Annotated in this window: 16 protein-coding genes; 1 reads left to right on the forward strand and 15 read right to left on the reverse strand. The window is 55.6% G+C overall.

Annotation, left to right across the window (positions count from 1 at the left end; all coding sequences use genetic code 11):
* Nucleotides 1–25: 25 nt before the first annotated feature.
* The 12 genes from SCARR_RS10720 to SCARR_RS10775 form a co-directional block, all read right to left on the reverse strand.
* Entirely contained in the window at nt 26–778 is a 753-nt protein-coding gene (locus SCARR_RS10720) for an ABC transporter permease (RefSeq protein ID WP_136061577.1), read from the reverse strand.
* A complete protein-coding gene (locus SCARR_RS10725) occupies nt 775–1,716 on the reverse strand; it encodes an ABC transporter ATP-binding protein (RefSeq protein WP_136061578.1) in 942 nt (313 codons plus the stop codon). The genes SCARR_RS10720 and SCARR_RS10725 overlap by 4 nt, the downstream gene beginning before the upstream one ends.
* Before the next feature lie 92 nt (nt 1,717–1,808).
* Nucleotides 1,809–2,009, reverse strand: a complete 201-nt coding sequence (locus SCARR_RS10730; RefSeq protein ID WP_136061579.1) for a DUF6485 family protein — start codon at nt 2,007–2,009, stop codon at nt 1,809–1,811.
* 39 nt (nt 2,010–2,048) lie between these two features.
* Nucleotides 2,049–2,432, reverse strand: coding sequence for a four helix bundle protein (locus tag SCARR_RS10735; protein WP_136061580.1), 384 nt, complete (start codon nt 2,430–2,432; stop codon nt 2,049–2,051).
* Nucleotides 2,433–2,467: 35 nt separating this feature from the next.
* Complete coding sequence (gene hisC / locus SCARR_RS10740; protein WP_136061581.1) at nt 2,468–3,520, reverse strand: histidinol-phosphate transaminase; 1,053 nt, start codon at nt 3,518–3,520, stop codon at nt 2,468–2,470.
* 16 nt (nt 3,521–3,536) lie between these two features.
* Nucleotides 3,537–3,950: a PIN domain-containing protein gene (locus tag SCARR_RS10745; RefSeq protein ID WP_168433232.1), complete on the reverse strand. Its 414-nt coding sequence runs from the start codon at nt 3,948–3,950 to the stop codon at nt 3,537–3,539.
* Nucleotides 3,940–4,170 (reverse strand): hypothetical protein, encoded by a 231-nt coding sequence (locus SCARR_RS10750; protein WP_136061583.1) that lies wholly within the window; start codon nt 4,168–4,170, stop codon nt 3,940–3,942. Before SCARR_RS10750 ends, SCARR_RS10745 begins: the two co-directional genes overlap by 11 nt.
* A gap of 78 nt (nt 4,171–4,248) precedes the next feature.
* Nucleotides 4,249–5,553 (reverse strand): histidinol dehydrogenase, encoded by a 1,305-nt coding sequence (hisD, locus tag SCARR_RS10755; protein WP_136061584.1) that lies wholly within the window; start codon nt 5,551–5,553, stop codon nt 4,249–4,251.
* A gap of 62 nt (nt 5,554–5,615) precedes the next feature.
* Entirely contained in the window at nt 5,616–6,983 is a 1,368-nt protein-coding gene (mnmE, locus tag SCARR_RS10760; RefSeq protein ID WP_136061585.1) for a tRNA uridine-5-carboxymethylaminomethyl(34) synthesis GTPase MnmE, read from the reverse strand.
* A gap of 9 nt (nt 6,984–6,992) precedes the next feature.
* Nucleotides 6,993–7,442 carry a phosphatidylglycerophosphatase A family protein gene (locus SCARR_RS10765; RefSeq protein WP_136061586.1) on the reverse strand — a complete coding sequence of 150 codons (450 nt, stop codon included), beginning with the start codon at nt 7,440–7,442 and terminating at the stop codon, nt 6,993–6,995.
* 17 nt (nt 7,443–7,459) lie between these two features.
* Complete coding sequence (locus tag SCARR_RS10770) at nt 7,460–7,951, reverse strand: helix-turn-helix domain-containing protein (protein ID WP_136061587.1); 492 nt, start codon at nt 7,949–7,951, stop codon at nt 7,460–7,462.
* A 113-nt stretch (nt 7,952–8,064) separates the two neighbouring features.
* The gene (locus SCARR_RS10775) at nt 8,065–8,814 is read right to left on the reverse strand and encodes a 16S rRNA (uracil(1498)-N(3))-methyltransferase (RefSeq protein WP_136061588.1); all 750 of its coding nucleotides are present in this window, start codon (nt 8,812–8,814) and stop codon (nt 8,065–8,067) included.
* 82 nt (nt 8,815–8,896) lie between these two features.
* On the opposite strand from SCARR_RS10775, the gene SCARR_RS10780 reads away from it, so the two are divergent.
* Nucleotides 8,897–9,400 carry an arsenate reductase/protein-tyrosine-phosphatase family protein gene (locus tag SCARR_RS10780; protein ID WP_136061589.1) on the forward strand — a complete coding sequence of 168 codons (504 nt, stop codon included), beginning with the start codon at nt 8,897–8,899 and terminating at the stop codon, nt 9,398–9,400.
* Here the strand turns inward: SCARR_RS10780 and recD2 are convergent.
* From recD2 to SCARR_RS10795, 3 genes are all read right to left on the reverse strand, one after another.
* The gene (recD2, locus tag SCARR_RS10785; protein WP_136061590.1) at nt 9,397–11,553 is read right to left on the reverse strand and encodes an SF1B family DNA helicase RecD2; all 2,157 of its coding nucleotides are present in this window, start codon (nt 11,551–11,553) and stop codon (nt 9,397–9,399) included. The two genes, SCARR_RS10780 and recD2, sit on opposite strands and share 4 nt — an antisense overlap.
* Nucleotides 11,554–11,805, reverse strand: a complete 252-nt coding sequence (locus SCARR_RS10790; RefSeq protein WP_136061591.1) for an FmdB family zinc ribbon protein — start codon at nt 11,803–11,805, stop codon at nt 11,554–11,556.
* Nucleotides 11,806–11,867: 62 nt separating this feature from the next.
* Nucleotides 11,868–12,968: a DUF998 domain-containing protein gene (locus SCARR_RS10795; RefSeq protein ID WP_136061592.1), complete on the reverse strand. Its 1,101-nt coding sequence runs from the start codon at nt 12,966–12,968 to the stop codon at nt 11,868–11,870.
* Between the last annotated feature and the right edge of the window lie 19 nt (nt 12,969–12,987).

Raw genomic sequence — 12,987 nt, forward strand, 5'->3', positions numbered from 1 at the left:
GCTGGGCCGTTCCCGGCCGTCCGGTCTACGGACGGCGGGCCTCCACGGCCTTAACTGAGGTGAACAGGAACAGGGCCGTATAACTCAAATACAGCACAATGGTCCGGCTGTCTACAATGCCTCTGGAAAAATCCATCATATGGGCGAAGGAGGATAAATACTGGCCCACAATCCGGATCGAGGAGGTCGTCGAGGAATACGCCATAATCGCCATCCCAAGCGTAGAACCAAACAGCAGGGCAAAGCCGCTGATGGCCGCCACGATCTGGTTCGACGTCAGGCTCGACATAAACAAGCCTACGGATACGTAGAGGCCACCAACCAAAACCACGCCCAACCCGCCGGCGCGCAAAGCACCGGCATCGGGAAAAGCAATGCCTTCAGCCGGGCACAGCCGGCTTTGAATGTAGGCATACACCAAAATAGGAAGCCACAGCACCATGTAGAACACCAGCGCTCCGGCAAACTTCGACAACACCAGCTCTGGCACCCGGACCGACGTCGTCAACAGCGACTCCAACGTGCCCAGCTTACGCTCTTCGGCAAAAAGACGCATCGTGATCAGCGGGATCACCACCGGAAGCGCAAACGTCAGCAGCGGCCCGCTGAACATCAGCTGCGCGGCCACCGTGAGCGACTCGCCATGCGCAAGCTGGCTCAGAAGCCAAACAAAGTTGCCGCCGGTGAGCGCCCAAAAGAAAAACATTACCACATAGGCAATGGGCGACAGAAAACAGGTTCGCAGTTCCTTTTTGAACAAGCTGAAAAACACATTCATGGCGTTACTCCCAAATTGCGGGTAATCTGCACGAACGTATCTTCCAACGAATGCTCTTGTTCGCTGAGCTCGCGCAGCACCCACCCTTCCGTTACAGCCAAATTAAACAAATCAACGCGCATCTCCGGCGAGTCGGCCTCGATCTCCATCCTAAGCCAACCGTCGGGCAATGCGTTGGAATTGCGCACATCCAGTCCCGGCAGCGCGTTCACCCTCCCAATGGCGTGCGCCTTTTCAGCCGCAACCTCCATTTCGATAACCGCACAGGCGTGCAGCTTGCGGTGCAGGTTTTCTTCCGTGTCGGACGCTACGATTTTGCCCTCGTTGATGATGAGGATGCGTTCGCAGATCGCCTCGACCTCTTGAAGAATGTGGGTGGAAAGCAGAATGGTGTGCCGCTCGGCCAGTTGCTTGATCAGTTCACGCACCTGCCGGATCTGGATCGGATCGAGCCCCACGGTCGGTTCGTCCAAAATCAGCAGGTCGGGATCGTGCACCAGGCTGTCGGCCAAGCCCACGCGCTGGCGGTATCCCTTGGAAAGCTGGCCAATGATACGCTTGCCGACATCGGTCAGCCCGCACTGTTCTTTCACTTCCGCAATCTTCGCTTTGCGCGCCGAAGACTTCACCCCTTTGAGTTCAGCGCGGAAGCGCAAATATTCATCAACCCGCATTTCGGGATAGAGCGGGCAGCTCTCCGGCAGATAGCCGATGCGCTTGCGCACCTCGCGGGCATCTTTTCTTACATCAAAGCCCGCCACTTCAATCGAACCGGAATTCATAGGGAAATAGCCGGCCAGCATACGCATGGTCGTGGTTTTCCCCGCTCCGTTCGGCCCTAGAAAACCGACGATCTCGCCCCGGTTGACCTCGAACGAAATATTATCGACCGCCAAGCGGGCTGGATATTTCTTTGTTACCTCAGAAACCTTAATCATAGTCAGTGCAGTCCGTCTTGTTTATTCGGTGCAGTATGCCCAAACCCCTAATGGAGTCAAGCAGTCGGAAGGGTTCGAGCCGGAAGAAAGCACTAGGCGCGACAGTCCTTGCAAAGATTCTCCACAGACCGGTCCCACGTGGCCTCGCCTGCCACAGAGAAGAAACAGCCGGGAATCTGGCCCTTGGCCCGGTGGTAGGCCACGCATTCGCAGCAAACGCCCCGCTTATCGCAGTCGTAGGTGCACGTGCAGAACTTTAAATTTTCAGCCTTGTTCGGGCATGTTGCAGCCATTATTCGCCTCCTTGGGGATACGAGATACGGGATTCGCGATCATGATTCCTCGAAGTTATTGTGTTGTTTTTCCACGCTTTGGATGAATCGGTTGAGCTTTCTGCCTAATTCATTCAGCCGCTCCAGCATTGATGTGTATAACGACTGGTCTGCGAGAGAGCCAGTTTCGAAAAGTATTTCGAGATGATCGATTGTTTCATCGCAGAAGGAGTGGGAATAGGTGAAAAACTGAATGAAGTCCTGTTTGTAGCGCCTACGGCCGTATCCTTCCACAATATTGCTTCTGATGGATTTTGCTGAACGGCGGATCTGGGAACCCTCTTCATAAAGCTCAAATCTGGGCAGATCGTTCATTGTCATTTTGTGAATTTCCACAGTGAGTTGGCAGGCAAGCTTCCAAATGTCCAGATGCCTGTAGTTCATGCGCCGTCTCCGTCCTGAGTATCCCGAATCTCACATCATGCATCCCGCATCAGTTCTTCGACAACATCGAGAAACTTAAACATTTCGGGCGCGGTGCCGATGGTGATGCGCAGATAGTCCTTGGTGAGCTCATCGTTGCCGAAATATCGCACAACGATGTTTTTCTTGCGCAACTCCTCAAACAAGCCTTTCGCCGAAAAGTCCAGCGGCTTCACCCACAGGAAGTTGGACTGCGATTCAGCCACCTCGAACCCCAGCTCCGAAAGCTTTTCCGCCGTTATTTTCCGGGTTTCCACAATCGCCTGCACGTTGGCCTTCATCGTATCCTGGTCCAGAATCGCCACGCGGGCGACCTCCTGCGTCAGATAGTTCACGTTGTAGGAATCCTTAATCTTGTACATCGCCCCGATCAAGTCCGCGTTCCCGACGCAATAGCCCAGCCGGATGCCGGCCAGCGAATAGGCTTTCGAGAGCGTCCGCGCCACCAGCACATTGTCGTGCTGCAACGCCAGGTCCATGCAGTTTTCGGCCGCAAAGTCGGCATAGGCCTCGTCCACCAACACGACTCCCTTAAAATCCTTCACGAAAGCCCCGACGTTGGCCTTGGAAAACTGCATGCTCGTCGGCGCGTTGGGATTGGTCAGGAAAAACAGCGAAGACGCATAGTCGTCCGGCATCTGCCACTGGAATGCAGGCCCCAAAACAACCGGCTTCTTTTCTACGTCCTCGATATCGGCCAGAACCGAATAGAGCGAGTATGACGGATCAAAGAAGCCCACCGAACCATCACGCTCCACAAACGCACGGATGCACAATGCCAGCACCTCGTCGGAACCATTGCCCACAAACACGTTTTCCACCTCGCAGCCATGCAGCTCGGCAATGGCCTTGCGCAACTCGATGCAAACCGGATCCGGATAGCGCGAAAGCACCGCAACGTCGATCATCGACAAAATATCCTGCACATCCGCCGACGGCAAATAGGGATTCTCGTTAGTGTTTAGCTTAACGATGTCTTCACCTTTTGGCTGCTCGCCGGGAACATAGCCCGCCATCGCCTGCACCGACTTTCTAATCAAATCGCTCATAGTTTTTCCTTAAAAATCAAATCAACGGATTCACGGCAACCACGCCGCCATAATCCTGTCCTGTGCTTAAATCCTCGGTCCAAAGCTCCCTCGCCCCAGAAACCTGCGCAGCCGCGATAATGTTCGCATCATAAAAAGAAGATCCATATCTCTGGTGAACATCCATCGCTCGTCGCATCAATTCACATGTGTTTTCCACAATCTCCCGACACATGTAATGCTCAACCACTTCACGATAGAATGCCGGGTCGCCGCCCTTGCGGATCATGGTCACATAGAACTCCTGAAGAACTTGAATGCTGAGAGCAGCAGGCACTTGGTTTTCCCATAGATCGTTCAGTCTGAGCCTTGCCTGCTGATGTTTTTCGGGATCATTTCGATCAAATGAATACACGAGTATGTTCGTATCAATAAAAACATCAACGCTCATGTAGTTCATCCCTCGTAAACTTTTTGCCGCCGTAGGCTGGCGCCTCCTCCATAGCCTTCATGATGAAAGCCTTGGCCTCCTCATAGCGAACATCCTTCTTCGTGGCCGCTTCAACCGCTTGAATAATCCAAGCTGAAACCGACATATCTTCCTCAACGGCAATATGTTTAACGTCCTTAAGCAACTTCTCATCCATCCGCAATGTAATGTTTTTTGTCATACAAACCTCCTGCACACATCCTGTATTGCACATTTTGCGTGCACGTTCAAGATTTAGACTAAAAGGAATGAAAAGCGTTCATTCAAACCGAATGGTGGCGGAACGGGCGTGGCCGTCGAGGGTTTCGACGCGGCCGAAGGCCTCGACCACAGGAAGCACGTCCTGCAAATCTTCTTTCGTGAATTGGATCAGGCTTACACGACGACGGAAGTCTTCCACCGTCAGACCGGAAAAATAGGCCGCGGTGCCGCCGGTCGGCAGCACATGGCTCGGGCCGGCGGCAAAATCGCCCACCGATTCAGGCGTCCATTCGCCAATAAACAACGCTCCTGCGTTGACCACCTTGTCGGCCCACTTTTCGGGGCTCTTAACAATCAGCTCCATGTGCTCCGGCGCAAACAGGTTGCTCAGCTTCATGCCGTCGGCCAGATCTTTCACCACCACTAGCAGCATTCCGTTTCCCAACACTTGGGCAACGGGCTCTGCACGCGACAGCTCCTTCGCCTGCTTCAGCACCTCGGCGCGCACCGCTTCGGCCTGCTTCAGGGTTGTGGTAATCAGCATCGCCTTTTCGGAACCGGTTCCGTGCTCGGCCTGCGAAAGCAAGTCCGCGGCGACATGCGCCGGCTTGGCCGAGGTATCGCAAAGCACCGCAATTTCGCTCGGGCCCGCCACCATGTCGAGCGCCACGTCGCCGTAGACCAGGCGCTTGGCCGCCGTCACGTACGGCCCGCCGGGGCCGACAATTTTCCGAACCTTGGCAATCGACTTGGTTCCGTAGGCCATCGCGCCGATCGCGTGCACGCCGCCAATCTTGTAGATTTCCGTCGCACCGGCCAAATCGAGTGCATAAATAATGTAGGGATTCAGCTTTCCGTCCTTGCCGGCCGGCGAGCAAGCCACCAATTCCTTAACGCCCGCCACCTTCGCCAGCGTCAGCGTCATCAGCGCAGTCGAAGCCAGAGGCGCGGCGCCACCGGGGATATAGGCGCCCACACGGTCGAACGGAACAAACTTTTCGCCCAGCATGCCGCCCTTGGGGGTGGCCATCTTCCAATTGTCGCGCAAACCGTTCTTGGAAAAAGCGGTGATGCGCTTGTGCGCTTCCTTGGCCGCTTTCTTGAACGCTTTGTCAACCAGCTTATTGGCCTCGGCGATCTCCTCGGGCGAAACCCGGATACGGCGCGTTGAAATATTGGAACCGTCGTAAAGGCGCGCGCAGTCAATCACGGCTTTGTCGCCGCTCTCCTTAACCCGCGCCAATATCCGCGTAGCAACTTCCATCGCCTTCTCTTCAACCGATGGGCGAAGGAGGAAATTCTCAACCTTTTTATACTTCTTGTCGGTGCCCCATTTAACAATCGGTGCGTAATTCCTGCTCATATAAAAATCCTTATTTTTCCAACGGGTGGAAAATCTACCTGTAAATGGGCCTAATTCAACCCTTATTTCCCGATGCAGAAGCGCGAGAAAATGCTATCCAGCAACTCTTCGTGATAGGCGCGGCCGGTAACCTGGCCGAGAAACTCGAGAGCAGAACGCAAGTGTTCCGAGGCGAGCACCGCATTTTCCTCCACGTTTTCGTTCAAAAAAGCACGAGCCTGCCGCGCCTCGCGGTGCGCCAGAATCAGCAGATGGCGGTGCCGTTCGGAAATCACTGCATGCGGCGGTGCGTGCAAATCCGCCCCCTTTTCCAACGTATCCGCCATCGCGCGTTTTAGCTCCTCAACCCCGGCACCGCTCACCAAACAAGCCTCAACGCCTTCAACGCCCTCAAGCTGCCGACCCTGATCAACCTTGTTTAGCAACACCACGCTTTTATCGGGATCCAGCTTTTCAAGCCGCACCCGATCCTCTTCGTGCAACGGTTGCGAGGCATCGACAAGATAAACCGACAAGTGCGCCTCAGCTCCGTGCGCCTCAGCACGCCGTATGCCTTCGGCCTCGATTTCACACTCGGTTTCGCGCAGTCCGGCGGTATCGGTGATCCGCAACGGAATGCCGTCGAGCACAAAACCTTCTTCGATGGTGTCGCGCGTCGTTCCCGCTGTGCTCGAAACAATCGCCCGATCAAAACCCAGCAGCGCATTCAGCAACGTCGACTTCCCAACGTTCGGACGTCCGAGAATCACCACCCGCACGCCTTCGCGCAGGAGGCGCCCTTCGTCCCACGTCTCGAGCAGTTCATCCAAGGAGAGGAACGTCCGGTCAAGCAGACCGGCGATTCCAGAAAAGACATCGTCGGGCAGTTCGTCCTCCACAAAGTCCAGCGTGGTTTCCAGATTGGCGGCCACTTCCAAAAACGCATCATAAATGCCGTCAAACTGCTGGCTCAGCTTGCCTTCCATCTGCTCCATGGCGACAGAAGCAGCGCGGTCGGAGCGTGCGCGGATCAAATCGAAAATGCCCTCGGCCTGCACCAAGTCGATACGGCCGTTGAGAAAAGCGCGCTTAGTAAACTCGCCCGGCTCGGCCATGCGGGCGCCGGCCTCGAGCGCCCGGCGCAAAATGCGGCGCATGCCAACCGCCCCGCCGTGCCCCTGAATTTCGAGCACATCTTCGCGGGTATAGCTTTTCGGTGCGCGCATAACCAGCGCCAGCCCGGTGTCGATCTCCGACCCGTCAGCCTCCACCACCTTGCCGTAGGCAAAGGTGCCGTGTCCCCGCGCTGAAACCGGCGTTTTGTCCAAGGCAAGGAAAAGCTGGTCAGCAATCTGCCAAGCCTTCGAGCCGGAAATGCGCACAATGCCCACCCCGCCCTCGCCGGGCGGCGTCGCAATTGCAGCAATCGTATCTGATTCGTACAAAGACATAGCCGGACTCTAGATGAAATAAAACAACAAGTGGTTCAGGCCGAGGGCGATCAGGGCAGCAAGAAAATCATCGATCGTGATCCCGAATCCACCGTGGATGTGCTGCAGCTGTTTGATGGGCGGTGGCTTGGTGATGTCGAAAATGCGGTGCAACACAAAGCCACTTAGCAACGCCCACGGCGAGGTCAGGCCAATCACGGTGATCGGAAGCGTCAAATATTCATCCGCCACAATGCAGCCCGGATCCTTCCCGCCAATCATTTCCTCCGCGATCCCGCAGATCGGAATGGAAATCAAGGTGAGTACAATGCAAATCACCGACTGCAACAAAGGCTTCTCATACAGGAACATCAATCCCCACGCCAACGGCAACCCGACCAGCGTACCTACCGTTCCCGGCATAATCGGGCTCCAACCGGTGCCAAATCCAACCGCAACCCATTTAATAAAATTCTTCATGCTATCCCTTTCACTCGTCACACCTGCGCAGGTGTGACAGATTTCAATGCCAACTCGACCAGCTTCTTCCCCAATGCATCATCGGGGATCACTAAAGAGCACTTCTGCTCAACTTGCTGCACAAAGCCCCTTCGAATCAGCTTATCGAGCTGCCTCCCCATGGCCAGCCTAGAGATACAAGTTCGAAAACACAGCTCATTAAACTCCAGAGGACGCCCCTCCAACGCGGCAACGATTCGAATACGCCGCTCATGCGTCATCGCCGTTAATTCATAAATAATGCCGTCATAGTTTGCTTGATCCAACGCCACCAAGCGCAGCACCTCGTCCAACAGATCATCCTCATCGGCCAAGGAATAAAACAAGAACTTACCAACACGCTCCTGTTCAAAGAAGCCAGCAGAATAAAGCAACTGCAAGTTCTTGCTCGACACATCGCCAGCCACAACCAACCGGTCCGCAACGCCCTTAACACATTGGCGCGGATATTTTTTGAAGCATGCCAGCATTTCCAACCTTAGAGAACTGGATAAAACGCGACACCTTTTCCATAGAGGGAGCGTATTCATGAAGTTGTTTATAGCCGATCCGTCACACCTGCGCAAGTGTGACAAACCAACCGTCACACCTGCGCAGGTGTGACGGAATCAGCGGCCAACTGATTGGCTTCCGCAACCAAAGCTATGCATGCAGTATCGGTGCGCAGAATGCGCTTGCCCATCCCAAAGAGTTGAAATCCATGCGCCTGCAGTTTTTCCAGCTCATAGGCGGTCCATCCGCCTTCTGGGCCGATCGCTAGAAGAACACGGTGCGCGTCAAAGTCAAATCCGTCCATCCTCTTTTCGCCGGAAGGGTCGGCCAGCAACTTCACATGTTCGGTAAACAGACCGTCGAACTCGTCTTCAATGAACGGCTTGAATCGCGGACGGATGAGTACCTCGGGCAGATGCGTGCAGCGCGCCTGTTGCAAGCCTTCGATCAGCAGCTTGTTATAGAAGTCTGGATCAATCACGTGGCTGTCGAAATAGCAGCGCTCCACCTTGTCGGCATTCACCAGCACAATGCGCCCCACCCCGAGCGCCGCCAGCTGAGCCCACAGCCGCTTCAATACCTTGGGCCTCGGCATCGCCAGCAACAGATCGATGCGCGGTTGCGGAGGATCTTTCTCCTCCATCGCGCAGTTGATGCACACCCCGTGCTTATCGACCGCCAGAACCGTGCCGACGCCCAGCGGACCGTTTAGCAGGCCGATCCGCAGCCGCTTCCCCGGCTCGGCCTTGAGCACCTTGCGAATATGCTGCGCGCGCTCGTCGAAAAGCTCAGCCATTCTGTCGTCAACAAAATCGCTGGGTTGCAAAAGGATTAAATTCATAACACGCAGTTTCCCGTGTTTGGAATAAAATGGCGAGCACCTTTGCTTTGCCATGCTGAACCAAAGCTCTTAGATTGCTCGCATGGGATTATTCAATAAAAAGTTTACCATCGTGGTGGCGTGCAAGGCGAATATTACGCGGAGCGCCTACCTGCACGGCTATATGGAGCACTACCTTAAAGAGCACCTCCCCTACGCCCGCAAAAAAATCAGGATCCTTTCGGCCGGCGTGAAGGCACGCAGCGGAGGTTCCGCTAGCCAAGTGGTCAAACACGTGGCCAAGGTCAACGGCTTCAACCTGCGAAGCCACCACTCCGATCCGTTTTCCAAAAAACTAGTCAAACAGGCGGACGTCATCCTTTTGATGGAGCAATGGCAGAAAGACGCCTTGCTTGAACACTTCCCGAAGGCGAAAGACAAAACCTTCCTGCTGACGGAATATCTCTGGCACGGCGATACTAAAGACATTTGCGACATTCCCGACCCCACCGGCCAGAACACGGCCGACTACGAAGAATTCATCGCAGTTGCCCACGCCGAAATCGACCGCATCTTCCGCGAGCTGGGCCGAGAAGGAATTATTTAAGCGTATTCCTTCAGGCGCTCGGACAGCGTAGTGGTGCGGTCGCGCGATTCGGAGCGGGTAACGGCCAAATTGAGCGCCTTCTTGGTTCCGAGCACAATGACGAGCTTTTTGGCGCGCGTGAGCGCGGTGTAGATCAGGCTGCGCTGCAAGAGCACATAGTGCTGGGTGTGCATCGGAATCAACACGCAGGGATATTCGCTTCCCTGGCTTTTGTGGATCGTGATGGCATAGGATAAAACCAGCTCGTCAAGCTCGCGGAAATCGTAGACCACCTTGCGCCCATCAAAATCAACGACGAGTTCTGACTCTTCGGTTTTAATGGAAACGATACGGCCAATATCACCGTTGTAGACATCTTTGTCGTAGTCGTTTTCCGTCTGCATCACCTTGTCGCCGGTGCGGTAGGTGATGCCGAAGCGTTCGACTTCGTCGCCCCGCGGATTCAGCAGCTGCTGGAGCGAAACGTTGAGGTTGCGCGCGCCGAGCTCGCCCTTTTGCATCGGCGTGAGAATCTGAATGTCGTCGAGCGGATTAAAATGAAACTTTTGGGGAATGGACTTCTTCACCATTTTGCCCACCAGCGCGAGCGCCTTGACGGGGTCGTCGGCCTCGACAAAATAGCAGTCGCTCGTTTCGCCCTCCTCCGGAAACTCCGGCATTTTGCCGCGGTTAATCAAGTGGGCGTTGGTGATGATCCGGCTCGTGGCTGCCTGACGGAAAACCTCGTCAAGATGTGCCACTGGAATCGTTTTGGAGCGGATGATGTCCTGCAGCACCCGACCGGGGCCGACCGATGGGAGCTGGTCGGCGTCGCCGACGATCACAACGGCGGCGTGCAGCGGAACGGCGTCCATCAACTGCGAGGCCAGCACCACGTCGATCATGCTCGATTCATCGACGATGAGCACGTCGCACTCCAACGGCTTATCGGCGCAATGGACGAACCCGCCGGTCCCAGGATTAAACTGCAGCAGGCGGTGGATGGTTTTGGCTTCCATGCCGGTGGTTTCAGCCATGCGCTTGGCGGCACGGCCGGTCGGGGCGCAGAGCGCCACGCGCATTTTTTTGGCCTTGAGCACCATCAGCACGGAGTTGACCAGCGTGGTCTTCCCCACGCCGGGACCGCCGGTAATCACCATCACTTTTGACTGCACCGCCGTTTTGAGCGCGTTGCGCTGCGCGTTGGCCAGCGTGATGCCGCTCTTTTGCTGCACCCAGGCGAGCGCTTTTTCAAAATCGACCGCGGGGCACGGGTGTTTGCCCTTGCCCAAAGTCTGGAGCCGCTTGGCCAGCTCAATTTCTGCAAAGTAGAGCTTGGGCAGATAAATCAGATCGCGCCCCTGGAAGTCCGCGCGTTGGATCAGGCGCTTGGCTTCGATGGAATAGTCGAGCCCGCGCGCAATGATTTCGAGGTCGATTTGCAGCAGTTCACCTGTGCGCGAAAGCAGGTCGTTGCGGACATAGGCGCAGTGGCCGTTGGAGGTGATCTCGCCAAGGCAGAATTCGAGGCCGGCGCGGGCACGCAGGTCAGAATCTTTGGCGATGCCAAGCTTCATCGCAATCTGGTCGGCAATCAAGAAGCCGATGCCGCGGATGTCGCGCGCCAGGCAGTAGGGATCGCGCTGGACGAATTCGATGGCCTTCTCGCCATAGATCTTGTGAATGCGGAAGGCGCGTACAGTGCTGATGCCGTGGCTGAAGAGGAACGCCATAATCTGCCGAATGCTCTTCTGCTCATCCCACGCCTTCTTAATGTTGTCCTTGCGCCCTTTGCCGATGCCCTCGACCTTCAGCAGCTTGCCGGAAGAATTTTCGATGACGTCAAATACGTCGCGTCCGAAGGTTTGCACGAGACGCTTGGCGTATTCCTTGCCGATGCCCTTCACCAAATCGGAGGCGAGATATTTCTCGATGCCCTCGAGTGTATCGGGCTTGGACATGCGCATTTTTTCGGCCTTGAACTGCCGGCCGTGGCGCGGGTCGGTGAACCACTCGCCGTCGCCAGCCATCCACTCGCCAGGATTGACCGTCGGCACCGTTCCGGTGACCGTGATCAACTCCTTGTGTCCACGCACCTTTACGCGCAAAACGCAAAAGCCGTTTTCCTCGTTGCGGAAAACGACCCGTTCAATCTGACCGTCGAGCTTGTCCATTTAATATTTTTTTTCGTACTCGCCTTTGCCGAGTTTTTCATAGGTGGTGAAGCCCGCGTTTTTTGCACGGTCGTGCAGGCCGCTTTTGGAGCCCCCGACGCTGGGCGCGGAGAGCTGGCGCTGCACCTTGCCGCCACAGCGCGGACAGGTTGCGCGCGCTGGCGCCTCCATGCTTTCAACCTCTTCGAAGCCTTCTTTGCAATGGCGACAGGATTTCTTGGGGTCTACTGCGGCGTATTCACGTATGGGCATAATCTCGTTCCTTCCAATGATTGGAGACGTTCTAGCATCAATTCCATGGCATGGAAACGCGATTATTCGCTGGGTTGCAACGAAAAACGCTCGATGCTCTTGCGCCGCACGTCAAACACGCGCTTGATTTGTTCAGGTGCCGCGGAGCTGAATCCAATTACCGCGCCTGGATCCGCCGGATCGAGGGCGTAGCAGGGCCGTCCGTCAATGAACACATGCGGCGTGGCGGGCAATTTAGGATAATCCCCCGAAAAGCGGACCAAGGCAAACACATGCTCGTCGGTAAAGGCGATGTAGGTTTTGACGCCGACAGACTCGAGCAGCGAGCAGAGCACGAGCGTCTGGTCTTCGCAGTCGCCTCCGCCGGCGATGAGCGTGTTGATGGGGTCCTTGGCGTGTTCAAAGCCGTCGTCCGGATCGGAAACATAGTGGATTTCGTTGCTGACGAAATCGAGCAGCGCCTTTGTTTTGAGCAGCTCGTCATCCCTGCAATTGAGCACCTGCCGTATCGCCAGAATATTGATCTGCTCGTCGCGGTAGTCGACCCGCCCGAGATAGGTCACGTAGGTTCCGGCAATAAGCATGTTGGCGACGTCCTGGATGGGTCCAATGCGGAAGACGGCCTGTCCGCACTGGCGCACCGCATCCTTGAAGCCAAACCGCCCCCCGAGCACGTCATGCCAGTTATGCACCGTGACAAACAGAAAGACGATCGCCAGCATGGCCGTGACCACCTGCACCATCGCCTTGCGGAAAAGGATCAGCGACGCCAGCAACCCGGCATAGAGCACCACCACCGACGCAATGAAGTTGGTGATGAGCCCGCCCAGAAAACGCAAGGTGAACAGGCTGGCGAGCACAAAGAAAAAGCTGAACAAATACGACCGCACCGGATGTATCGAATGGCTTTTTTCCGGTGCCTCCGTATTGAAAAAAGCGGCGACGAACAGAAACACCCCCGCCGAACCCACCGTGACGCCGGCGATTTTCAGCACCAGCGAATCCCAATAGACAAACATGCAGATGCAGAAGACGGCCATGTATAGCGATAGAATAATGAAAGACGCGCGCTCGTCCGTCGTCAATGGACGCACTTCCGAGCCCTTCCATTTTGGTTTGGAAGGCGCTTCCTTTTTTCCTGATTCCTGAACATCGGCTGTCATTACGAATCGACTAGTACCT

The organism is Pontiella sulfatireligans (assembly GCF_900890705.1).
GTDB lineage: Bacteria > Verrucomicrobiota > Kiritimatiellia > Kiritimatiellales > Pontiellaceae > Pontiella > Pontiella sulfatireligans.